The 21,218-nt window shown below is 65.0% G+C and carries 21 protein-coding genes; 4 read left to right on the forward strand and 17 right to left on the reverse strand.

Translation table 11 applies throughout. From position 1 onward, the window contains the following. The first annotated feature begins 107 nt into the window (after positions 1-107). Positions 108-302, forward strand: coding sequence for a hypothetical protein (locus XH93_RS23765; protein ID WP_194469357.1), 195 nt, complete (start codon positions 108-110; stop codon positions 300-302). A gap of 22 nt (positions 303-324) precedes the next feature. Here XH93_RS23765 and XH93_RS23770 read toward each other — a convergent pair whose 3' ends face one another. From XH93_RS23770 to rpoZ, 13 genes are all read right to left on the reverse strand, one after another. Next, positions 325-1,104: an N-acyl homoserine lactonase family protein gene (locus XH93_RS23770; RefSeq protein WP_371815122.1), complete on the reverse strand. Its 780-nt coding sequence runs from the start codon at positions 1,102-1,104 to the stop codon at positions 325-327. Between the two features lie 66 nt (positions 1,105-1,170). Then, complete coding sequence (gene dmeF, locus XH93_RS23775) at positions 1,171-2,136, reverse strand: CDF family Co(II)/Ni(II) efflux transporter DmeF (RefSeq protein ID WP_194469359.1); 966 nt, start codon at positions 2,134-2,136, stop codon at positions 1,171-1,173. A 46-nt stretch (positions 2,137-2,182) separates the two neighbouring features. After that, a complete protein-coding gene (locus XH93_RS23780) occupies positions 2,183-3,124 on the reverse strand; it encodes a cation diffusion facilitator family transporter (protein WP_194469360.1) in 942 nt (313 codons plus the stop codon). A gap of 172 nt (positions 3,125-3,296) precedes the next feature. Continuing rightward, entirely contained in the window at positions 3,297-5,552 is a 2,256-nt protein-coding gene (gene parC, locus XH93_RS23785; RefSeq protein WP_194469361.1) for a DNA topoisomerase IV subunit A, read from the reverse strand. A gap of 66 nt (positions 5,553-5,618) precedes the next feature. Then, the gene (gene recO / locus XH93_RS23790) at positions 5,619-6,374 is read right to left on the reverse strand and encodes a DNA repair protein RecO (RefSeq protein WP_194469362.1); all 756 of its coding nucleotides are present in this window, start codon (positions 6,372-6,374) and stop codon (positions 5,619-5,621) included. 129 nt (positions 6,375-6,503) lie between these two features. Beyond that, positions 6,504-6,884, reverse strand: a complete 381-nt coding sequence (locus XH93_RS23795) for a hypothetical protein (RefSeq protein WP_139483119.1) — start codon at positions 6,882-6,884, stop codon at positions 6,504-6,506. Positions 6,885-6,899: 15 nt separating this feature from the next. Beyond that, positions 6,900-7,823, reverse strand: coding sequence for a GTPase Era (gene era, locus XH93_RS23800; RefSeq protein ID WP_194469363.1), 924 nt, complete (start codon positions 7,821-7,823; stop codon positions 6,900-6,902). After that, on the reverse strand, positions 7,816-8,640 hold the full coding sequence (rnc, locus tag XH93_RS23805; RefSeq protein WP_194469364.1) for a ribonuclease III: 825 nt from the start codon (positions 8,638-8,640) through the stop codon (positions 7,816-7,818). The genes era and rnc overlap by 8 nt, the downstream gene beginning before the upstream one ends. Beyond that, positions 8,637-9,398 carry a signal peptidase I gene (gene lepB, locus XH93_RS23810; protein ID WP_194469365.1) on the reverse strand — a complete coding sequence of 254 codons (762 nt, stop codon included), beginning with the start codon at positions 9,396-9,398 and terminating at the stop codon, positions 8,637-8,639. The genes rnc and lepB overlap by 4 nt, the downstream gene beginning before the upstream one ends. 285 nt (positions 9,399-9,683) lie before the next feature. Next, on the reverse strand, positions 9,684-10,100 hold the full coding sequence (gene acpS, locus XH93_RS23815) for a holo-ACP synthase (RefSeq protein WP_139483115.1): 417 nt from the start codon (positions 10,098-10,100) through the stop codon (positions 9,684-9,686). Continuing rightward, positions 10,097-10,870 (reverse strand): pyridoxine 5'-phosphate synthase, encoded by a 774-nt coding sequence (locus XH93_RS23820; protein ID WP_194469366.1) that lies wholly within the window; start codon positions 10,868-10,870, stop codon positions 10,097-10,099. The genes acpS and XH93_RS23820 overlap by 4 nt, the downstream gene beginning before the upstream one ends. Positions 10,871-11,004: 134 nt before the next feature. After that, entirely contained in the window at positions 11,005-13,296 is a 2,292-nt protein-coding gene (locus XH93_RS23825) for a bifunctional (p)ppGpp synthetase/guanosine-3',5'-bis(diphosphate) 3'-pyrophosphohydrolase (protein WP_139483113.1), read from the reverse strand. 207 nt (positions 13,297-13,503) lie between these two features. Further along, positions 13,504-13,896 (reverse strand): DNA-directed RNA polymerase subunit omega, encoded by a 393-nt coding sequence (gene rpoZ, locus XH93_RS23830; RefSeq protein WP_016844003.1) that lies wholly within the window; start codon positions 13,894-13,896, stop codon positions 13,504-13,506. Positions 13,897-14,258: 362 nt separating this feature from the next. Here rpoZ and XH93_RS23835 point away from each other — a divergent pair, with 362 nt between their 5' ends. Then, positions 14,259-14,903, forward strand: coding sequence for an NYN domain-containing protein (locus XH93_RS23835; RefSeq protein ID WP_139483112.1), 645 nt, complete (start codon positions 14,259-14,261; stop codon positions 14,901-14,903). Further along, positions 14,884-15,543, forward strand: coding sequence for a uracil-DNA glycosylase (locus XH93_RS23840; protein WP_194469367.1), 660 nt, complete (start codon positions 14,884-14,886; stop codon positions 15,541-15,543). The genes XH93_RS23835 and XH93_RS23840 overlap by 20 nt, the downstream gene beginning before the upstream one ends. 3 nt (positions 15,544-15,546) lie before the next feature. On the opposite strand, the gene XH93_RS23845 is transcribed toward XH93_RS23840, so the two are convergent. The 4 genes from XH93_RS23845 to dapA form a co-directional block, all read right to left on the reverse strand. After that, complete coding sequence (locus XH93_RS23845; protein ID WP_139862637.1) at positions 15,547-16,122, reverse strand: peroxiredoxin; 576 nt, start codon at positions 16,120-16,122, stop codon at positions 15,547-15,549. A gap of 88 nt (positions 16,123-16,210) precedes the next feature. Continuing rightward, the gene (smpB, locus tag XH93_RS23850; protein ID WP_194469368.1) at positions 16,211-16,684 is read right to left on the reverse strand and encodes an SsrA-binding protein SmpB; all 474 of its coding nucleotides are present in this window, start codon (positions 16,682-16,684) and stop codon (positions 16,211-16,213) included. Between the two features lies 1 nt (position 16,685). Continuing rightward, positions 16,686-17,102, reverse strand: a complete 417-nt coding sequence (gene mscL, locus XH93_RS23855) for a large conductance mechanosensitive channel protein MscL (protein WP_194469369.1) — start codon at positions 17,100-17,102, stop codon at positions 16,686-16,688. Positions 17,103-17,161: 59 nt separating this feature from the next. Then, positions 17,162-18,052, reverse strand: coding sequence for a 4-hydroxy-tetrahydrodipicolinate synthase (gene dapA, locus XH93_RS23860; RefSeq protein ID WP_139483108.1), 891 nt, complete (start codon positions 18,050-18,052; stop codon positions 17,162-17,164). A gap of 495 nt (positions 18,053-18,547) precedes the next feature. Between dapA and XH93_RS23865 the strand changes: the two genes are divergently transcribed. Further along, positions 18,548-20,998 (forward strand): lytic transglycosylase domain-containing protein, encoded by a 2,451-nt coding sequence (locus XH93_RS23865; RefSeq protein WP_194475312.1) that lies wholly within the window; start codon positions 18,548-18,550, stop codon positions 20,996-20,998. Positions 20,999-21,218 lie beyond the last annotated feature (220 nt).

Here is a 21,218-nt window from a genome sequence, read left to right on the forward strand (position 1 = left end):
CATATGGCATTGCAAGACCGGCCATTGCCGCCCTTTCGCGCAGCACAGGCCCGCCGAATGGCGGCGATTCTGCTTTCCTTTGGCCCGGCCTTCGCGCACAAAACGGCATGGACAACGATCCCGGCCCCGACAACCCGATCCGACGCGCCGTGCAATGGGCAATCACCCCACCGCAATCCTATGCGGTCTACCTCGTCGCCCTGATCCTGGTCTTCACCCTGTCGTTCTACGCCGGCACGCAGAAGCCCAAGCATGCGCCAGCCCCGGCGCCGGCCGCCACACCGTCAGCGCCGCGCAGTTGACTGGACGCCTGACTAAAACAGCTCAATCATAGAAGTCCGGCGACAGTTTCAGACCGTCGCGTTGCGCCTTGTCGTGGTTGATCCAGAGCTGCGCTTTCTCCTTCGCCAGGGTGTCGGCGATCTTCTGCATTGAGCTCAGGGATTGATCCTTGCTGGCGTTCATGCTCGGCACGCGCCGATTGTCCCAATTGTCCTTGAAGTGAACGGCATCGCCGGTCAGCACGATCGCGCCGGTGTGCGGCAGCTTCACCAGCAGCGATTGATGGCCGGGCGTGTGGCCCGCCGTCGAGAGAATGGTGACGCTGCCGTCGCCGAAAACGTCGCGGTCGCCCTCGAGCTTGGTAACGGGATGCTCGGGCTTGAACCGCGGCGCGTTGTCGGCGCCGGGCCACTCATACTCCGCCTTCTGCACATACAGCATCGCCGTCGGGAACAGCTCGACATTGCCGATGTGATCGGGATGGGTATGCGAGACCGCGATCGCCTTGATGTCCGACGGCTTCACGCCGAGTTGGTCAAGCTGCGCCGCAAGCGTTTTTGGCCGCCGCCAGGTGACCGCCTTCGGGTCGGCCGGCGCAAGTCCGTTCGGCATCGCCGCCACCGCATCGGGGATGCCGGTATCCCACAGGAACCAGCCCTGCGCATGCTTGATCAGATAGCAGTTGTCGACGAAGTCCATCGACTTGCCTTCATTGACGCCGGGCGACCAGCGCGAAATGTCCCCCGCAACACCCTCGCCGCAGTTGAGGATATAAAGCCGCTGGATGCCTGGGCCGGCCGGCTGCGCATCTGCGCGCGGCATCGCGCCGATGAGCCCGAGCAACATCGCAAGACCGACGATCTTCTTCATGCCGCCCTCCATCGTGCATCAATGCGCATGCGCTTGTTCATGATCGGGGCAAAGCTCGACCTCGACGGTGATGTGGCTGAGACCGCGCAGGCCGCCGAGCCGCCGCTTGTAGGTCGCCGGCGGCAGCGGATGATCCGACACCACCGAGATGACGGCGGCGCGATGGCCGGGGCCGACCTGCCACAGATGCAGGTCGGTGATGCGGTCGCCCTTGGTCTCGATGCGCTCGCGAATGGTGGTCTCCAGCGCCTTGTCGGCGTTGACGTCGAGCAGCACGGCGCCGGCGGCGCGGATCAGGCCGTAGGCCCAACTCGCGATCACAAGGCTGCCGACGATGCCGACCAGCGGGTCGGCCCAAGCCCAGTTGGCGGACATCCCGACCACAAGCGCAGCAATCGCCAGGATCGAGGTGGCGGCGTCGGCCAGCACGTGGACGTAGGCGGCCCGCAGGTTGTTGTCGTGGTGATGGTGGTGATGATCGTGCGCATGATCATGACCGTGCCCGTGACCGTGATGATGGTGATCATGGTCGTCACGCAGCAGCCAGGCGCTGCCGAGGTTGACGATAAGGCCGAGCGCCGCCACCGCGATCGCCTCGCTGTAGGCGATCGGCACCGGGTGCATCAGCCGGTCGATGCTTTCCCAAGCAACCTGGATCGCGATCATGGCCAGAATGATTGCGCTCGAGAAGGCGGCGAGATCGCCGAACTTGCCGGTGCCGAACGAAAAGCGCGCGTTGCGCGCCTGCCGCCGCGCCAGCAGGTAGGCAAGCCCTGCGATCCCGAGCGCGGCCGCGTGGGTCGCCATGTGCCAGCCGTCGGCCAGCAGCGCCATCGATCCGGACAGCCATCCCGCGACGATCTCGCCGACCATCATCGCGGCTGTCAGGCCGACCACGATCCAGGTGCGGCGCTCGTTACGGGCATGCGCGCCGCCGAGGAAGACGTGATCATGAGTCCATTGGTCGATCGAATGCGAGTGCATGACAAGTCTCCGGAACGTCACTCAAGGGCGCCGCGTAGCGCGCATACTAGACCATTTCGGCCGGCGCCAGCCGGCAGGTTTCGCTGCTGATCTCGACCTGCAGCGTAGCATGATGGATGCTGAACCGCGCGGAAAGCTCGGCGCAGACCTGATGCAGGAAGACATCGTCATGGCCGCCGGGGCGCACCAGATGCGCGGTCAGCGCGGTTTCGCTCGTGCTCATCGCCCAGATGTGCAGATCGTGAACCTCGGTGACGCCCTCGACGGTCACGAGGTAGTCTCTCACCTGCTTGAGATCAATGCCCTTCGGCACCGCATCGAGGGCGAGATTGACGCTGTCGCGGGCCAGTTCCCAGCCGCTCAGCAGCACGACCACGGCGATGACGAGGCTGATCGCAGGATCGAGCCATTGCCAGCCGGTCGCCATGATCAGGAGCGCGGCGACGACCACGCCGAGCGAGACGCCGGCATCCGCCGCCATATGCAGATAGGCGCCGCGGACGTTGAGGTCGGTATCGCGGCCGCGCATGAACAACAATGCCGTGCCGCCATTGATCAGAATGCCGAGCGCGGCGACCCAGACCACGGTCCAGCTCGCGACCTCGGCCGGCTCGCGCAAGCGGTTGATCGCCTCGACCGCGATGCCGCCGACAGCGATCAGGAGCAGCCCGGCATTGAACAGCGCGGCCAGGATCGAGGCGCGGCGATAGCCGTAGGTGTGGGTGTCGGTCGGCCGCTTGCCCGCCAGCCACGCCCCGCCCCAGGCCAATAGCAGCGCGATCACGTCGGAGAAATTGTGGACGGCATCGGAGACCAGCGCCAGCGAGTTGGCGGCGTAGCCGAAGATCAGTTCAGCGATCACGAACGCCGTGTTCAGCGACGCGCCGATCGCAAACGCCATGCCGAAGCTGTCGGGCGCGTGGCTGTGCCCGGCTTGGGAATGATCATGGGAATGACCGTGATGGTCGTGGTCGTGATTGTGCGCCATGGCAACTGTCGCCCGATGTCGTCGGCGACAATTATAGCGCGGTGAGATGTGGATACTATCACACCGCGCTTGAAGAACGCGTAGCCCGGATGGAGCGAAGCGCAATCCGGGGGCTTTGCTCTACGGAGAAAGTGTCCCGGATTTCGCTACGCTTCATCCGGGCTACAAGCGACTACTCCACGCCGCGGTTGAACTTGTTCGAGGTCGGCAGGCCATGGGCGAGCCGGCCGGCGTCGGCGCGACTGCCGCGCCAGTCGGCCAATTCCTTCATGGTCATGCTGCGCTCGCGGCCGGCGGAATCCTTCCAGGTCAGGCCGGTCTTGGAGTCGAACACCGCGACGTCGGACAGCGTGGCGCTGGTGTATTTCTGCAGGCGCACGCCGCGACCGCGGGCCATCTCCGGCACCTGGTCGAGGCCGAACAGCACCATCTTGTGATTGCTGCCGATCACGGCGATGGTGTCGCCCGATACGGTCGCGATCGCGCGGGCTTCGTTCGGCATCTCGACATTGAGCACCTGCTTGCCCTTGCGGGTGTTGCTGACGCAGTCCTCTTCCTTGACGACAAAGCCCTGGCCTTCACTGCTCGCGATCAGGAACTTGCGCTCGCCCTTGTTGACGAACAGCGAGACGATCGCGGCGTCCTGCTCGAGGTCGATGAACATGCGGATCGGCTCGCCGTGGCCGCGGCCGCCCGGCAGTTTGGCGACGTCGAGCGAGTAGAACTTGCCGTTGGTGGCGAACAGCAGCAGCTTCGAGGTGGTCTCGGCGAAGAACCAATGCTCGAGCTTGTCGTCGGTCTTGAAGGCGAGCCCCGAGAGATCCTCGACATGGCCCTTGAGCGTCCGCACCCAGCCCTTCTCGGACACCACGACGGTGCACGGCTCGCGCTCGACGAACGCCTCCTCGATCGCGGCGAGATCATGCTCGGGCGCGTCGGCGAAGGTGGTGCGGCGCTTGCCGAGCGGGGTCTTCGGCCCGAAGATGTCGCGGACCTTGGTGACCTGCTCGCCGACCTTGGCCCATTGCTGCGTCTCCGATCCGAGCAGGTCCTCGATTCCCTTCAGCTCCTTGCGTAGCTCCTTGTCCTCGTTCTTGATCTGCATCTCATCCAGCCGGCGCAAATTGCGCAGCCGCATATTGAGGATGGCTTCCGCCTGGATATCCGAGAGCTTGAAGGTCTTCATGAGGACCGGCTTCGGCTCGTCCTCGGTGCGGATGATCTTGATCACCTTGTCGACGTTCAGATAGGCGATCAGCTGGCCGCCGAGGATTTCCAGCCGGTGCTCGATCTCGCCCTTGCGGAAGTTGGTACGGCGGATCAGCACGTCGCGCAGATGGTCGAGCCATTCGCGCAGGCACTCGGCGAGGCCGATCACCTTGGGGATGCGGCCTCCGACCAGCACGTTGAGGTTCAGCGAGATCTTGCTTTCCAGCTCGGTCAGCCGGAACAGCGACTCCATCATCAGTGCCGGATCGACGGCGCGCGATTTCGGCTCGATGACGAGGCGGATGTCGCCCGCCGATTCATCGCGGACATCGCCGACCAGCGGCAGCTTCTTCTGCTCGATCAACTCGGCGATCTTCTCGACCAGCCGCGACTTTTGCACCAGCCACGGGATCTCGGTGACGACGACCACCCAGGTGCCGCGGGCGCCCTCTTCCACCGACCAGCGCGCGCGGGTGCGGAACGAACCACGGCCCGTGGTGTAGGCCTCGATGATCGCTTGCTTGGAATCGACGATGATGCCGCCGGTCGGAAAGTCCGGACCCTTGACCCAGCGCAGCAGCGTCTTCGACTTGGCGTCGGGCTTCTCGATCAGATGCAGCGCGGCGTCGCAGAGTTCGGCCACGTTGTGCGGCGGGATCGAGGTCGCCATGCCGACCGCGATGCCCTGGGCGCCGTTGGCGAGCAGGTTCGGGAAGCCGCCGGGCAGCACCACCGGCTCTTTCGACTGGCCGTCATAGTTCAGACGAAACTCGACACCGTCCTCATCGATGCCGTCGAGCAGCAGCCGCGCGACCTCGGTCATGCGCGCTTCGGTGTAGCGGTAGGCGGCCGGGTTATCGCCGTCGATATTGCCGAAATTGCCCTGGCCGTCGACCAGCGGATAGCGCGAGGAGAAGTCCTGCGCCAGGCGCACCATCGCGTCATAGATCGCCTGGTCGCCATGCGGATGGAACGAGCCCATCACGTCGCCGACGATCTTGGCGGATTTCTTGAAGGCGGTGCCGGGGTCGAGCCGCAGCAGCCGCATGCCGTAGAGGATGCGCCGGTGCACCGGCTTCAGCCCGTCGCGGGCATCCGGCAGCGCACGATGCATGATGGTCGAGAGCGCATAGGCGAGATAGCGCTCCTCGAGCGCATCACGCAGCGGCACCTCGTGAATTTCGGCCGGCTCTTCCGGCGGTTTCTGTCGTTTTCCCATGGGGAGGCGTTAAACCGTCGCGGTGAATCGGGCAAGCCGCGAATCACAGGCAATTTAGGCCGCGAATCAGCCCTGCGGAATGGCCGCGCGGGTCCGCCGCCTGGTGACAGCGTTGATAAATCCGTCGCGGGCGTCGGAATGGCCCTGCCCGCGCGGCTCCAGCACGTGGCGGAGCAGGAACAGGCCGGTGATCTCAAAACCGTCGAGCAGGTCCTGGTCCGACCAGCTGTTGCTGCCGCCCTCGCCTTCGCGCAGGAAGGCCGGCAGCGGCAGCAGGCGGTCGGCCCACGGTTCGCCGGCCGCGCGCGACACCGCGCCGCCGGATTTCGGCGAGACGTAGACGAGGTCGGTGGTCGCCCCCGTCGCCGCGCAGTTTTCCAGGTCGAGGCCGAAGCCGAGCTCGGCCAGCATCGCCAGCTCGAACCGGATCAGATGCACCGCCGCGGTGCCGGCGTCCTCGAAATCGTCGAGAATCCACTGCACCATCTGGTAGATCTCTTCATGCGGATCGCGCTCCGGCAATAGCCGCGCCAGCGCCGCCAGATGGGTCACGCCGTAGACCGCATGCGACGAAGCGAGCAGCGTCGCTGCGCGCAGTTTTGTGCCCTCCACGGTGTACATGCCGAGATGCTCATCGAGCCGCGCCCGCCACACCGCGGTGACGCTGTTGCCGGGCTGCAGCAGTGGCCGCATCCGCGAGCTGGCGCCGCCGCGCACCAGGCCGAGATGGCGGCCGTGCTCGCGCGTCATCAGCTCGACGATGGCGGAGGATTCGCCATGCCGCCGTACGCCCAGCACGATGCCTTCGTCGGTCCATTCCATGAAAGAGAGATTACAGGATTTCAGTTGCCTCCGCAGTCGTCATTCCGGGGCGATGCGTTAGCATCGAACCCGGAATCTCGAGATTCCGGGTCTGGTCCTTCGGACCATCCCGGAATGACGGCGGCTTCGTCACGCGTTGAACCAGCCCTGCGCGTCGCCGGTGAAGGAGTAGTACAGCCCGGCCGTGGTCAGGATGCAGGAGACCACCTCGATGCCGCTGTCGAGCTCGACGCCGCGATCCCCGATCACCTGCACCAGCGAGATCGCCGACAGCACCAGCGCGGCAACCAGCGCCCAGCGCGGCCAGTTCTTGCGATGCTGCGCGGCCAAATAGACGAAATACATCAGCAGCACGATCATGCAGCCCGCCATCAGCGTCGCCACCATGATCATCTGCTCGGTCATCTCGCTGCGTGCGGTGCGATCCGTGAACGCCACCGACAGCGCGTCCAGCGTCAGCGAGGCGTAGAGCAGCACTTCAAACCACAGCACGTTTCTGGGCACGCTCATTGCAAACGCCAGCTCTCATTCCTTGGGGAATTCCAGGCCCATTTCCCGGTAGCGGTCGGGGTCGTCGCCCCAGTTCTCGCGCACCTTGACGAACAGGAACAGATGCACCGGCACGCCCATGATCTCGGCGAGTTCGGTGCGCGCCTGCGCGCCGATCGACTTGATGGTGGCGCCGCCCTTGCCGAGCACGATCTTGCGCTGGCTCTCGCGCTCGACATAGATCGTCTGCTCGATCCGGATCGACTTGTCCTTCCGGTCGGTCCAGCTGTCGGTCTCAACCGTCGACTGATACGGCAGTTCCTGATGCAGATGGCTGTAGATCTTCTCGCGGGTGATCTCGGCCGCCAGATGCCGCATCGGCGCATCCGACATCTGGTCCTCGGGATAGAGGAACGGCCCCTCCGGCACCATCTGCGCCAGCGTCTGGCGCAAATCGTCGACGCCGTCGCCCGACAGCGCCGAGATCATGAATGTGTGCTCGAAGCGCATCCGCTCATTGGCCGCCTGCGCCAGCGCCAGCAGTTTTTCCCGCTGAACCAGGTCGACCTTGTTCAGTACCAGGATCTTCGGATGCGCGACCGATTCTAGCTTGGCCAGGATCGCCTGTGCCTCCTCGTCGATCCCGGCCTTGGCATCGAGCAGCACGCAGACGAGATCGGCATCGTGGGCGCCGCTCCAGGCGGTCGACACCATGGCGCGGTCGAGCCGCCGCCGCGGCGCGAAGATGCCGGGCGTATCGACCAGGATGATCTGGGCATTGCCCTCGATCACGATGCCGCGGATCAGCGCGCGGGTGGTCTGCACCTTGCGCGAGACGATCGTGACCTTGGAGCCGACCAGCGCGTTGACCAGCGTCGACTTGCCGACATTGGGGGCGCCGATCAGCGCGACGAAGCCGCAGCGGGTCGCGGCAGGCTGCGCGTTGGCCTCGTCAGTCATGGGTGCCGACGCCTTCCCGCTCGATCATCGCCGATGCCGCGGCCTTCTCGGCGGCGCGCTTGTTGCCGCCGAGGCCTTCGGCGGAGGCCAGTCCCGGCAAATCGACGGCGACGCGGAATTGCGGATCGTGGTGCGGACCGGTGCGCTCGACCTCGCGATAGACCGGTGTCGGCAATCCCTTGCCCTGCGCCCATTCCTGCAGCACGGTCTTGGGATCACGCAGCGGCCGGCGCGGCTTGTTCATCCGCTCGGTCCAGTTGCGCTCGACGAATTGGCGCGCGGCCTCGACGCCGCCGTCGAGATAAATCGCGCCGATCACCGCCTCGCAGATGTCGCCGAGCACGGATTTGCGCAGCCGCGCGCCCTCGACCGCCTTCACCATGCCGAGCTTGATGTCGTCGACCAGCCCGAGCGACTTGGCGACGTCGGCGCAGCTCTCCTTGCGCACGAGGTCGGCGAGCCGCTTCGACAATTCGCCCTCGTCCGCCTTCGGGAATGCCCGGAACAGCATGTCGGAGACGATCAGCCCGAGCACGTGATCGCCGAGAAATTCCAGCCGCTGGTAGCTGTCGGCGCGGTTGCGGCTGGCCGGCTTGAGCGCCGAGACATGGGTGAACGCGGTGGTGAGCAGCGCCGGGTTGGAGAACGCGTAGCCGATGCGCGCCTCGGTGCCCGCGATCGCGGCCTTCTCAACCGCGGCCTTGGCAGCCTTGCTGCGCCGCTTCTTCGGCGCGGCCGTGCTGGTCGTCGCGGCAGGCGTCTGGCTCGGCTCGCCCGGCGGCGGTTGATCCGTGATGGCTGGCGTCTCGTCGTTCATCGCACGATTGAGAATAGACGATGCCACCGCACCGTGAACGGCCAGCGCCAGAACATCCAGGCCTGCTCGCCCTCGGCGACCGAGAAGAAGATCATCTGGGCGCGGCCTATGATGTTTTCGAACGGCACATAGCCGACCTGCGAGAGAAAGCGGCTGTCGGTTGAGTTGTCGCGGTTATCGCCCATCATGAAGAAATTGCCGGGCGGCACGGTGTAGACGTTGGTGTTGTCCATATAGCTGTTGTCGGTGCAGTCGAGCGTGTCATAGCTGACGCCGTTCGGCAGCGTCTCCTTCCAGCGCTTGACCCGCGAGGTGGCGTCCGCCGAGCCGCAGGGATCCTCGCCGATATAGTCGCTCAACCGCTCGCGCTTGACCGGCTCGTCGTTGATGTAGAGCAGTCCGTGCCTGACCTCGATGCGGTCGCCGGGCAGCCCAACCACGCGCTTGATGTAGTCGGTAGAGTCGTCCCGCGGCAGCCGGAACACCACGATATCGCCGCGGTTCGGCTCCGAGCCGAAAATGCGCCCCGAAAACAGGTTCGGCGAGAACGGGATCGAATAGTGGCTATATCCGTAGGAATATTTCGAGACGAACAAATAGTCGCCGACCAGCAGCGTCGCCTTCATCGATCCCGAGGGGATGTTGAACGGCTGGAACAGGAAGGTGCGGATGACGAGCGCGATCAGAAGAGCGTGAATGACGACGCGGATGGTCTCGCCAAAGCCGCTTTCAGATTTGGTGCCGGTGGTCGCGCTCATTGCTTTCCCAATTCCCGCGGGCTCTGGCGCCCGCGCGGTGGCAGAACGTTCTCTTCGCGCGAAGCGCTTGGTCCCCGCGTGAGGAAAATGGCCTTGATTCTGATCTTGAGGGCAAATTCCGGCGCAAACCCGAATCCGCGTCTCGCTCGATGTTAACCCTGCGGCGTTTTAGACGGTTGTTCGCGGGGGCGCAATCAATCGCCGTGTCAAAACTTCGCAATTCATTGAAATATCAATGATTTTTTAGTTTTCCAAAGTTTTGCGGCGACCGGTGCGTCCGCCCGCTCATTTGGCCGGGGCAACCGCCGAAATTATGACGAAGGCCTGCGCCAGCGGCCAGTCGTCGGTGATCGAGAGATCGATCCGCGCCTCCATGCCCTCAGGCGTCAGTTCCTTCAGCCGCGCCAGCGCCCCGCCGGTGAGCTGCATGGTCGGGCGGCCGCCCGGCAGGTTCACCACGCCCATATCCTTCCACCACACCCCGCGCCGGATACCGGTGCCGAGCGCCTTGGAACACGCCTCCTTGGCCGCAAAGCGCTTGGCGTAGGTCGCGACCACCATCTTCTCGCTGTTGGCGCGGCGCGCCGCCTTGGCGCGCTCGGCATCGGTGAAGATGCGCTCGAGGAACCGCTCGCCATGGCGGTCGATCACCTTGGCGACCCGGGTGATGTCGATCAGGTCGGAGCCGATCCCGATGATCATGCGCGGCCTGCGGCTTCGGCCCGGGTGCGGCCGCGCTCCATTGCCGCGCGCATCGTGTGCACCGTCTCGGCGATGCCGACGAACAGCGCCTCGCCCATCATGAAATAGCCGATGTTGAGCTCGCGGATCTCCGGCAGCGCCGAAATCGTCTCCGCGGTGTCATAGTCGAGGCCGTGGCCGGCATGGACCTCGAGCCCTGCCGCATGGGCGAGCCTCGCCCCCTCGACGATGCGCTTCCATTCGGCCTCGGCCTTGTCCTTGTGGCCGTCGACCACGGCATCGCACCAGCCGCCGGTATGGATCTCGATCACCGGCGCCTTCAGCTTGGCCGCCATCTCGATCTGCCGCGGATCGGCAGCGATGAACAGCGAGACCCGGATGCCGGCGTCGCTCAGCCGCGCGATGAACGGCGCCAGCGCCTTGTGCTGGCCGACCACGTCGAGCCCGCCTTCGGTGGTGAGCTCCTGACGCCGCTCCGGCACCAGGCAGACCGCGTGCGGCTTGGTGGCGAGCGAGATCCGCAGCATGTCGTCGGTCGCCGCCATCTCGAAGTTCAGCGGCCTGGAGATTTCGGCCTTCAGCCGCGCCATGTCCTCGTCGCGGATGTGGCGGCGATCCTCGCGCAGATGCGCGGTGATGCCGTCGGCGCCTGCTGCGATCGCCGCCAGCGCCAGCCGCACCGGATCGGGCCGCGCCCCGCCCCGCGCGTTACGCAGGGTCGCGACGTGATCGACATTGACGCCGAGGCGCAGCGGAGGAGTTTTGGACATCTCTTTGACCTACAATCTAGCTCGTCATGCGCGGGCGTAGCCGTCCGAAGGACGGCGTCGCTTCCGCTTGCCTATGCCCGCGCATCCATCTTCGAGAGATGGGTTGCCGGGTCAAGCCCGGCAACGACAGCAATTCACCCGTTGACGCGCTCGACCCGCGCGACGACGGCCTTGGCGCGCAACTGCGCGATGATAGCGCTGAGATGCTTGAGGTCATAGACCTCGAGATCGATGGTCAGCTCCGTGAAATCGGGCGAGCGGCGCGACATGTGGATGTTGTCGATATTGCCGTCGTGCTCGGCGATCACGGTCGCGATCTGGGCGAGGCTGCCGGGCTCGTTGACATTGTGGACCAGGATCCGCGCCGGGAAACGCTGCGGCATGGTGTCGTCGATGTCCCAGCGCACGTCGAGCCAGCGCTCCGGCTCCTCCTCGAAATCCTTCAGCGCCGGCGACTGGATCGGATAGATCGTGATCCCCTCGCCCGGCGTGACGATGCCGACGATGCGATCGCCCGGCACCGCGCCGCCGTTCGGCGCGAACTTCACCGGCAGGTCGGAATTGATGCCGCGCACCGGGATCACCGAGGCGGCACGCGCCGGATGCGGCGGGGTCTGGGTCTTCAGCTTGGTGGCGAGCCCCTTCCTGGCGCCGTAGCGCACCATCCGCTCTTCCTTGTAGTCGGGGTACATCGCCCGCGCGACGTCTGAGGCCTTGATCTCGCCGCGCCCGACCGACGCCATCACGTCCTCGATCGAGGTCCGGGCCAGCCGCGGCAGCGCGCCCTTCAGCTTGTCGTCGGCATATTCGATCTTGGCGCGGGCGAACAGGCGATCGACGATGCGGCGGCCGAGCCCGGCATACTGGTCGCGCACCGCATCGCGGGTGGCGCGGCGGATCGCGGCACGCGCCTTGCCGGTGCGGGCGAGCGCCTCCCAGGCCGACGGCGGCGCCGATTGCGCCTTCGAGGTCAGCACCTCGACCTCGTCGCCATTCTGCAATTCGGAGGACAGCGGCGCGAACTTGCCGTTGATCTTGCAGCCGACCGCGCTGTTGCCAACCGCGGTGTGCACGGCATAGGCGAAATCGATCACGTTGGCGTTGCGCGGCAGCGCGATCAGCTTGCCCTTCGGGGTGAAGCAGAACACCTGGTCGTGGAACAGCTCGAGCTTGGTGTGCTCGAGGAATTCCTCCGGGTTGGCGCTTTCCGAGAGGATGCCGATGGTATGGCGCAGCCAGGCGAAGGCATTGGATTCGTGCTTCAGCCGCTCGTTCGGCGAGCCCATGCCCTCCTTGTAGAAGGCGTGCGCCGCGATGCCGAACTCGGCGATCTGGTTCATCCCCTCGGTGCGGATCTGCAGCTCGACGCGTTGCTTGCCCGGCCCGATCACGGTGGTGTGGATGGAGCGGTAGTCGTTCTGCTTCGGTGTCGAGATGTAGTCCTTGAAGCGGCCCGGCACCACCGGCCAGGTGGTGTGGACGATGCCGAGCGCGCGGTAGCAGGCGCCGACGTCGTCGAGGATGATGCGGAAGCCGTAGATGTCGGACAACTGCTCGAAGCCGACCGACTTGCGTTCCATCTTGGTCCAGATCGAAAACGGCTGCTTGCGGCGGCCGAACACCCGGGCGGTGATGCCGTTCTTCTGCAGGTTCTTGGAAAGCTGGGTTTCGATCTCGCCGATCAGATTGCGGTTGCGGTCGGCCAGCGCATCGAGGCGCTGCTTGACCACCGCATAGGCCTCGGGGTCGAGCACGAAGAACGACAGGTCCTCCAGTTCCTCGCGCATTTCATGCATACCCATGCGGCCGGCAAGCGGCGCATAGATGTCCAGCGTCTCCTCGGCGATGCGGCGGCGCGAGGCCGGCGGCACGAACTCCAGCGTGCGCATGTTGTGCAGGCGGTCGGCGAACTTGATCAGCAGCACGCGGACGTCGTCGGCGATCGCCAAAAGCAACTTGCGCAGGTTCTCTGCCTGCTTGGCCTCGCGCGACACCAGCTCGAGCCGCTTCAGCTTGGTCAGGCCCTCGACCAGCGCGCCGATCTCGTGGCCGAACACGTGGTCGATCTCGGCCCGCGTCGCCTCGGTGTCCTCGATGGTGTCGTGCAGCAGGGCCGCGACGATCGTGGCGTCGTCGAGCTTGAGGTTGGTCAGGATCGCCGCAACCTCGAGCGGATGGGAGAAATAGGGATCGCCGGAGGCGCGCGTCTGGGTGCCGTGCGCCTTCATGGCGTAGACATAGGCGCGGTTGAGCAGGTCCTCGTTGGTGTCGGGGTTATAGGAGCGGACGCGCTCGACAAGGTCATATTGCCGCATCATCCGCGCCCGCGGCCTGGCCGGCTTCTCGGCCCGGGACGAAGCCGGCGCCACCGCGACCGTCTCGGTCGCAGCCTGCATCTGGCTGGAACTGCGGCGTCGGTACGCCATGTATTCGATGCCTCTTACGGGGCCGGATGGGCCCTTCCTACTCAATCTAGTCCGCTTTCGAATGAAGCAGCACCCCGGCGGGAGCAGAACCGTTCAATTTCCCGCGCCCCCATAGGACGCATCGTAACCGCGAAATTGTCAACAAAAGCAAAGGCCCGGAGCGATGTCCGGGCCTTTGGCGATTTTATCCGAAACTGGAAGCGGAGCTTACTCGTCTTCCTCGGGCTGCTCCTCCGGGGGAGCGAGGCCCTCGAGGCCCTTCAGCAGCTCTTCCTCGGTCATCCGCTCCACGGCGACCTCGGTGTCGTCGGCATCGACGCTGGCGCCGGCGGAACCGATCAGCGGCACGGTGTCGGGCTCGGGCTCGTCGACCTCGACGAACTTCTGCAGGGAGTGCACCAGTTCCTCTTTCAGGTCTTCCGGCGAGATCGTGGAATCGGCAATTTCCCGCAACGATACGACCGGGTTTTTGTCGTTGTCGCGATCAACCGTGAGTTGCGAGCCCGACGAAATCATACGGGCGCGATGCGCCGCCAACAGGACCAGGTCGAAGCGATTGTCGACCTTGTCAATGCAGTCTTCAACGGTGACGCGAGCCATGTCGAGGCGCTCCGTGGTAAAATGGACCGAACATGTTGATTATGAGGGTTAGTTATAGGCCCAGCCATGGTTTCGCAAGGCAAAATTTGTGATTTGCCTTCCGAACAGGCTCTGATAACCCGGTGTGCTGGGGCTAGAATGGCCGGAGCGCGTCTGACGACATGGCTATGTTGCTGTCCCAGACAAGTAAATCTCTTCATTGCAACGTCAAAAGACTAGGCTTTCTGCCCTCGCCTCACCATAATTGCGTTGGTGACTGTCGTGGGGAAGATTCACCGAACTTTAGGCTGCAACGCAGAAAAATTGCGCGCGGTAGGTTGCCGCTGCGCTAAGAACACTAACAACCACGCGAGAACACTTTGATGTCGTCACCTGTTTCCAACAAGATCGCGCTCTTCATTGACGGCGCCAATCTTTACGCCACCGCAAAGACCCTGGGCTTCGACATCGATTACAAGCGCCTTCTCAAGGAATTTCAGGGCCGGGGTACGCTGCTGCGGGCGTTCTACTACACGGCGATCATCGAGGATCAGGAGTATTCGTCGATACGTCCCTTGATCGACTGGCTCGACTACAACGGCTACACCGTCGTCACCAAGGCCACCAAGGAATTCATCGACGCCAGCGGCCGCCGCAAGGTGAAGGGCAATATGGACATCGAGCTCGCCGTCGATGCCATGGAACTCGCCGAGCACATCGACCAGATGATCCTGTTCTCCGGCGACGGCGACTTCCGTTCCCTGGTCGAGGCCGTGCAGCGCCGCGGCGTCCGCGTCACCGTGATCTCGACCATCGCCAGCCAGCCGCCGATGATCGCCGACGAGTTGCGTCGCCAGGCCGATGTCTTCACCGACCTCGTCGAGTTGCAATCCAAGCTCGGCCGCGATCCGTCCGAACGTCCGGCGCCACGTGAACCGCGCGAACCGCGCCACCACTCGCCGCAGTTCCTGCAGCGCACGACCACGACGGTGGCGCCCCGGGGAGCCGATGACGATTTCGACGAGTAACCTCGTCACCGCCCCGACCCGACCCGACAGCAACTGCCCGCTTTGTCCTCGGCTGGCCGACTTCCGCGCACAGGCCCGCTTGCGCGAACCCGGTTGGTTCAACTCGCCGGTTGATTCGTTCGGCGATCCCAATGCACGGCTGCTCATTGTCGGGCTCGCACCGGGGCTTCAGGGCGCCAACCGCACCGGCCGTCCGTTCACCGGCGATTACGCCGGCGACCTGCTGTACGCGACTTTGCTCGAGTACGGCTTTGCCAGCGGCGTCTATCAGGCGCGGCCGGACGACGGCCTCAAGCTGGTCGATTGCCGGATCAGCAACGCGGTGCGCTGCGTGCCGCCGCAGAACAAGCCGCTGCCCGCCGAGATCAACACCTGCCGGCAATTCTTGCGCGCCACCATCACCACCATGCCGACGGTGCGCGCGATCGTGCTGCTCGGGCGCATCGCGCACGAATCGACGTTGAAGGCGCTGGGGATTCGGCTGGCCGCCGCGCCGTTTGCGCATGGTGCCGTGCACACGTCGGGACAGATCAAGCTCTACGACAGCTACCATTGCTCGCGCTACAACACGAACACGGGCGTGCTCACCACCGACATGTTCCGCAAGGTGTTTGCCAACGTGCGGAAGGATCTCGGCTAGCTCCTACCGCGGATTGTCCTTCAGCCACGCCAGAACGTCGCTCGCATTCCGGTCCGGCGGAAACACCGGATAGAACACGCGGGTGATGCGCGCATCGTCGATCACGAGCGCGAGCCGCTTGATCAGCGTCAGCCCCGCGACCGACATCGTCGGCAGCTTCAATGCGCCGGTCAATTCCAGCGCCTCGTCCGACAGCACCGGGAACGGCAGATGCAGCCGCGACGCCATCTCGGTCTGGTATTGATTGCTCTGGGTCGACAGCCCGAACACGTGCGACGCGCCGGCCGCCTTCAATTCGGCGAACAGGTCGCGGAACGCGCAGGTCTGCGGCGTGCAGCCGCGGGCGCCCGGGATCATGTCCCAATCGTCGACCAGCCCGATCTTGCCCGGCTCGCCGGTTCTGGGATAGCCGAACACGACCGTGCGGCCCGCGAGCGCGGACAGCGTCACCGAGGTGTCGTTGGTGGCGCGCAGGCGGACCGGCGGAATTGTCATTCCGGTCAGATGCGCTGCGCCGCCATCGTCCGATGGTGCCGGAATCTTGCTCCAGTCCACGTCGGTGAGGCTGGGTTGAGTCATGTCGAATTCCCCTGGGCCAATAGCGAATGGAAGAGCGGGCAACCTCAATTGCCCTGTTCGCCATTCGCCATTCCCTACTCGCTCCGGTTCATCCCCGCGCCCGCATCAAACGGCCCTTCTCGCGGCTCCAGTCGCGCTTCTTCACCGTCTCGCGCTTGTCGTGCAGCTTCTTGCCCTTGGCGACCGCGAGCAGCAGTTTGGCACGGCCGCGCTCGTTGAAGTACAGTTTTAGCGGAATGAGGGTCATGCCCTCGCGGTCGACCGCGCCGAGCAGCTTGTTGATCTGCTTGCGATGCAGCAGCAGCTTTCGCGGCCGCTTCGGCTCGTGGTTGAAGCGGTTGGCCTGCAGATATTCCGGAATGTTGGCGTTGATCAGCCACAGCTCGCCGTTCTTGGAATCCGCATAGGATTCCGCGATCGTGCTCTTGCCGCTGCGGATCGACTTCACCTCGGTGCCGGTCAGCGAGATGCCCGCCTCGATCGTGTCCTCGATCGCGTAATTGAAGCGGGCCTTTCGATTTTCGGCGACAACCTTGATCGGGCGTTCGTTCTTCTCAGCCACTTTAGCTCTTCTTGAGGAGGTCGCGGATTTCCGTCAGCAGCGCGACCTCGGCGGTCGGCTTCGGCGGCTCGGCGGGCGCAACCGCTTCCCTGCGCTTGAACTGGTTCATGGCGCGAATGACCATGAACAGCACGAAGGCGACGATCAGGAAGTTGAGCGTCAGGGTCAGGAAGTTGCCCCAGGCCAGCACGGCGCCCTGCTTCTTGGCGTCGGCCAGATTGGTCGCGGTCACGGCCTTGGAAAGTCCGGTGAAATAGTTGGAGAAGTCGAGGCCGCCGGTGATCGCACCGATGATCGGCATGATGATGTCGCCGACCAGCGAGGTGACGATCGCGCCGAAGGCTGCGCCGATGATGACGCCGACGGCGAGGTCGACGACATTGCCCTTCATGGCGAATTCGCGGAATTCCTTCAGCATGCCCATCCCCTACTGTTCGACGTTACGCGCTGTCGCGCCGGCGGCGGCGCCGGCCGGCCTCAGTTGATCAGGCCGGCATGCACCATGGCGCTGCGCACCGCAGCGCGGGTCGATTCGGCAACCGGCACCATGGGCAGGCGCAGCTTCTCGTCGAGCTTGCCGAGCAGCGACATCGCGTATTTGACCGGTGCCGGATTGCTCTCGATGAACAGGTTGGTGTGCAGCGGCATCAGCTTGTCGTGGATCTTCAGCGCGGTGGTGACGTCGCCCTTCTGCCAGGCGATTTGGAACTCCGAGCACAGCCGTGGCGCGACGTTCGAGGTCACCGAGATGCAGCCATGGCCGCCATGCGCCATGTAGCCGATGATGGTCGCATCCTCGCCCGACAGCTGGTTGAAGTCCTCGCCCATCGCCGCGCGCTGCTGCGAGACCCGCACCATGCTCGCGGTGGCGTCCTTGACGCCGGCGATGTTCTTCAGCTCGAACAGCCGCTTCATGGTGTCGACCGACATGTCGATCACCGAGCGCGGCGGGATGTTGTAGATGATGATCGGAATGCCGATCGCGTCGTTGATCGCCTTGAAGTGCTGGTACAGGCCTTCCTGGGTCGGCTTATTGTAGTACGGCGTCACCACCAGCACTGCGGTCGCGCCCGCCTTCTCGGCGTGCTCGGCGAGCTCGATGGCTTCCTTGGTCGAATTCGAGCCGGCGCCGGCGATCACGGGCACCCGGCCCTTGGCCTCCGCGATGCACCACTCGACCACCCGCTTGTGCTCGTCATGGCTCAGCGTCGGGCTCTCGCCGGTGGTGCCGACCGGGACGAGGCCATGCGTGCCCTCGGCGATCTGCCAGTTCACGAGGCTGCGAAAAGCCGCCTCATCCACCGCGCCGTTCTTGAAGGGCGTCACCAATGCGGTGAATGACCCCCGGAATTTTGTTTTGGCTGCCATGGACTTCCTCCAAACGCTTCGGGCTTCAGGCTAGGTCGATGGACCTTCGCTTCGGCGTGCTCCTCGTCCGCGTAACCGACGGCCGGCCCGCGCGAAATCGCCATGAAAGGCAATTCATACCGGGTCTGGCCGAGCTGTGAAAGGGCCGCACCGTACCTATTCCCAGCGACCTCATTTCAGCACCTGAAGCGGTTCCGGCCGGGTCACAACACAGGCTCCTAGAGCCTTGTTTTCACGCGCTTTCTCGACACGGGCCGCGATCCGCTGCGGGCCGAAATTGGGCAGCCGCGATTTTGCCGTGGTGCTGGCGCAAACAGCCGCACCACCGACGCTTTAGTATTTTGTGCACACATTCATTCAAATAAGAACGGATGGCGCGAACGACCGGATGATTCGGCGCCGCAGGGAACCTTCGTGATCCACTCCGCCCGCGCAGGCACATTGCGATCGACGGCGCTGGCAACGAGCCTGGCGCTCGTGCTCGGTGTTGCCGTGATGGCGGCCGGCGCCTGGGCCGCCGAGGAGGTTCCAGCAGCGAAGCCGGCTGCGCACGGCGCGGCCGCCAAGGACGCCGCAGCCAAAGGTACTCCGGCCAAGAATGCGAAGGGCAAGGACGCGCCTGCCAAGGATACGGCAGCCAAGACTACGCCAGCCAAGACAACCGCTGCAAAGACGACCGCCCCCAAGACCGACGCTTCCAAGAACGAGGCTTCCAAGCTCGGCGCCGCAAAGACGACGGCTGCCAAGCCAGGCGATGCCAAGCCTGGCGACACCAAGTCCAGCGCTGCCAAGACTGGCGCTCCCAAGCTTGGCGACGCCAAGACGAGCGACAAGGCTGGCGCTCCCAAGGTTGGCGCTCCCAAGGCCGGCGCCGTCAAAACCGACGGCGCCAAGGCCACAGCTCCCAAGACCACCGGAACGGTGTCGCACAAGCCGGCCCCAGCGACCGCCATCGCGCCCGCCTTGGTGCCCGCCACCCGCCAGCACGCCGCACCGGCCGTGCGCAAGCCGGTCACGCCCGCGGCAGTCGCCGCGACCTCGTCGACGCCACAGGCGGACAAGGATGCGCTCGAGAACGTCGTCGAGCTGTTGCGCAAGCGCAAGGCCGCCGATGCCACCGAGGTGGAAGCCTCGATGTCCGATCCGGTCGCGCGCAAGCTTGCCGAGTGGCTGATCCTGCGCAGCGAGGACAATGGCGCCTCGGTCGAGCGCTACAAGAGTTTCCTGGACGCCAACCCGAGCTGGCCGTCGCAGACCTTCCTTCGCCGCCGCATCGAGGCCGCGCTGTGGGATGACCGCCGCGACGATTCCGCAGTCTGGACCTGGTTCCAGAGTGAATCCCCGGTCTCGGCCAAGGGCCGGCTGGCGCTGGCCAAGGCGATGATCGGCCGCGGCGACCGCGCCAATGCCGAGCGCCTGGTGCGCGAGGCCTGGCGCAACGACCCGATGAGCGAGGACACCGAGACCACTGCGCTCGATTTGTTCGGCTCGTTCCTGACCGGCGGCGACCACAAGGCGCGCATGGACACCATGCTCTACGGCACCGACAACGAAGCCGCCGGCATGCGCGCTGCCAAGCGCCTCGGCTCGGGATACGTGGCGCTGGCGAAGGCGCGCGCCGCCGCCAACCGCAAGGGCGGCAATTTACGTGCGCTGCTGGAAGCCGTGCCGCACGAGCTCTCGAGCGACACCGGCTATATCTTCGCCAAGATCCAGCTGCTCCGCCGCGAGGAGAAATTCACCGAGGCCGCGCAGCTGATGCTGAGCGCGCCGAAGGAAGCCGCCCGCCTCTTCAATGTCGACGAGTGGTGGATCGAGCGGCGGCTGCTCGCCCGCAAGATGATCGACACCGGCGAGTACCGCACCGCCTATCTGATCGCGCGCGACGCAGCGCTGCCGGCCCGCGACATCTACAAGACCGAGCAGGAATTCACCTCGGGCTGGATCGCGCTGCGCTTCCTCAACGATCCCGCGCTGGCCTCGCAGCACTTCGCCCGGATCGGCGTCGGCAGCGCCAACCCGACCGCGCTGGCGCGTGCCGGCTACTGGCAGGGCCGTGCCGCCGAGGCCGCTGGCCGCGCCCAGGAGGCCCGCGCCGCCTACTCCCGCGCCGCCGAGCAATCGACCAGCTATTACGGCCAACTGGCGCGTGCCAAGCTCGGCCTGCCGCAGATCGAGCTCAACGGCGTGCCGCGCGGCCGCGGCGCCGAGCGGCTCGAGATCGTGCGCGCGGTGGGGCTGCTCTATGAGATCGGCGCGCGCGAGCTTGCGATCCCGATCTTCGGCGATCTCGGCGACAATGGCGATCCGGAGGCGCTGGCCGGCCTCGGCGAGCTGACTGCGCGCCACGGCGATGCCCGCGGCATGCTGCTGATGGGCAAAGCCGCGCTCAATCGCGGGCTGCCGTTCGACCACTACGCCTATCCGATCAACGGCATTCCGTCCTTCACCCAGGTCGGGCCGGAGGTCGAGCGCAGCATCGTCTATGCGATCGCGCGCCAGGAGAGCGCGTTCAATCCGGCCGTGGTGTCGCCGGCTCAGGCCTACGGCCTGATGCAGGTGACGCCGGAAGCCGGCCGCTACGTCTGCAAGCGCGCCGGCATCGGCTTCGACCTCAACCGGATGAAGACCGATCCGGTCTACAACGCGATGCTCGGCGCCGCCGAGCTCGGCGGCCTGCTCGAGGATTATCGCGGCTCCTACATCCTGACCTTCGCCGCCTACAATGCCGGCCGCGGCAGCGTAAAGAAGTGGATCGACCGCTACGGCGATCCGCGCGATCCCAAGGTCGACGCGGTCGACTGGGTCGAGCTGATTCCCTTCTCGGAGACGCGGAACTACGTCCAGCGCATCATGGAGAACCTGCAGGTCTATCGCGCCCGCTTCGGCGGCGGCACTAAGCTGCAGATCGAGGCCGACCTCCGCCGCGGCGCCAGCGTGGAATGAGCCGGCGACGGTCTTATTTCTTTAAGTTAAATCAATAGGTTGAGCGAGCCGACGGCAATTGCATGCGCGGAACCCTCCTTTTAGAACGGGCCAAAGGCCGTTGTTCCGCGTCCGTTCTTCTGACGATCCGTTCTCGGTCCAGGCGCAAACCGATCTGAGGGCCCCGCCACTGCAACATCGCTGAGAATAATCGAGCACAAACACGCCCTTCCAAATTGAC

Origin of the sequence: Bradyrhizobium sp. CCBAU 51753, assembly GCF_015291565.1 — a bacterium.
Lineage (GTDB): Bacteria > Pseudomonadota > Alphaproteobacteria > Rhizobiales > Xanthobacteraceae > Bradyrhizobium > Bradyrhizobium ivorense.

Coding starts and splice junctions, on each gene's coding strand:
- XH93_RS23765 (WP_194469357.1), top strand. CDS start 108: ATGGACAACGATCCCGGCCCCGACAACCCGATCCGACGCGCCGTGCAA.
- XH93_RS23770 (WP_371815122.1), bottom strand. CDS start 1,104: ATGCCGCGCGCAGATGCGCAGCCGGCCGGCCCAGGCATCCAGCGGCTT.
- dmeF (WP_194469359.1), bottom strand. CDS start 2,136: ATGCACTCGCATTCGATCGACCAATGGACTCATGATCACGTCTTCCTC.
- XH93_RS23780 (WP_194469360.1), bottom strand. CDS start 3,124: ATGGCGCACAATCACGACCACGACCATCACGGTCATTCCCATGATCAT.
- parC (WP_194469361.1), bottom strand. CDS start 5,552: ATGGGAAAACGACAGAAACCGCCGGAAGAGCCGGCCGAAATTCACGAG.
- recO (WP_194469362.1), bottom strand. CDS start 6,374: ATGGAATGGACCGACGAAGGCATCGTGCTGGGCGTACGGCGGCATGGC.
- XH93_RS23795 (WP_139483119.1), bottom strand. CDS start 6,884: ATGAGCGTGCCCAGAAACGTGCTGTGGTTTGAAGTGCTGCTCTACGCC.
- era (WP_194469363.1), bottom strand. CDS start 7,823: ATGACTGACGAGGCCAACGCGCAGCCTGCCGCGACCCGCTGCGGCTTC.
- rnc (WP_194469364.1), bottom strand. CDS start 8,640: ATGAACGACGAGACGCCAGCCATCACGGATCAACCGCCGCCGGGCGAG.
- lepB (WP_194469365.1), bottom strand. CDS start 9,398: ATGAGCGCGACCACCGGCACCAAATCTGAAAGCGGCTTTGGCGAGACC.
- acpS (WP_139483115.1), bottom strand. CDS start 10,100: ATGATCATCGGGATCGGCTCCGACCTGATCGACATCACCCGGGTCGCC.
- XH93_RS23820 (WP_194469366.1), bottom strand. CDS start 10,870: ATGTCCAAAACTCCTCCGCTGCGCCTCGGCGTCAATGTCGATCACGTC.
- XH93_RS23825 (WP_139483113.1), bottom strand. CDS start 13,296: ATGGCGTACCGACGCCGCAGTTCCAGCCAGATGCAGGCTGCGACCGAG.
- rpoZ (WP_016844003.1), bottom strand. CDS start 13,896: ATGGCTCGCGTCACCGTTGAAGACTGCATTGACAAGGTCGACAATCGC.
- XH93_RS23835 (WP_139483112.1), top strand. CDS start 14,259: ATGTCGTCACCTGTTTCCAACAAGATCGCGCTCTTCATTGACGGCGCC.
- XH93_RS23840 (WP_194469367.1), top strand. CDS start 14,884: ATGACGATTTCGACGAGTAACCTCGTCACCGCCCCGACCCGACCCGAC.
- XH93_RS23845 (WP_139862637.1), bottom strand. CDS start 16,122: ATGACTCAACCCAGCCTCACCGACGTGGACTGGAGCAAGATTCCGGCA.
- mscL (WP_194469369.1), bottom strand. CDS start 17,102: ATGCTGAAGGAATTCCGCGAATTCGCCATGAAGGGCAATGTCGTCGAC.
- dapA (WP_139483108.1), bottom strand. CDS start 18,052: ATGGCAGCCAAAACAAAATTCCGGGGGTCATTCACCGCATTGGTGACG.
- XH93_RS23865 (WP_194475312.1), top strand. CDS start 18,548: ATGGCGGCCGGCGCCTGGGCCGCCGAGGAGGTTCCAGCAGCGAAGCCG.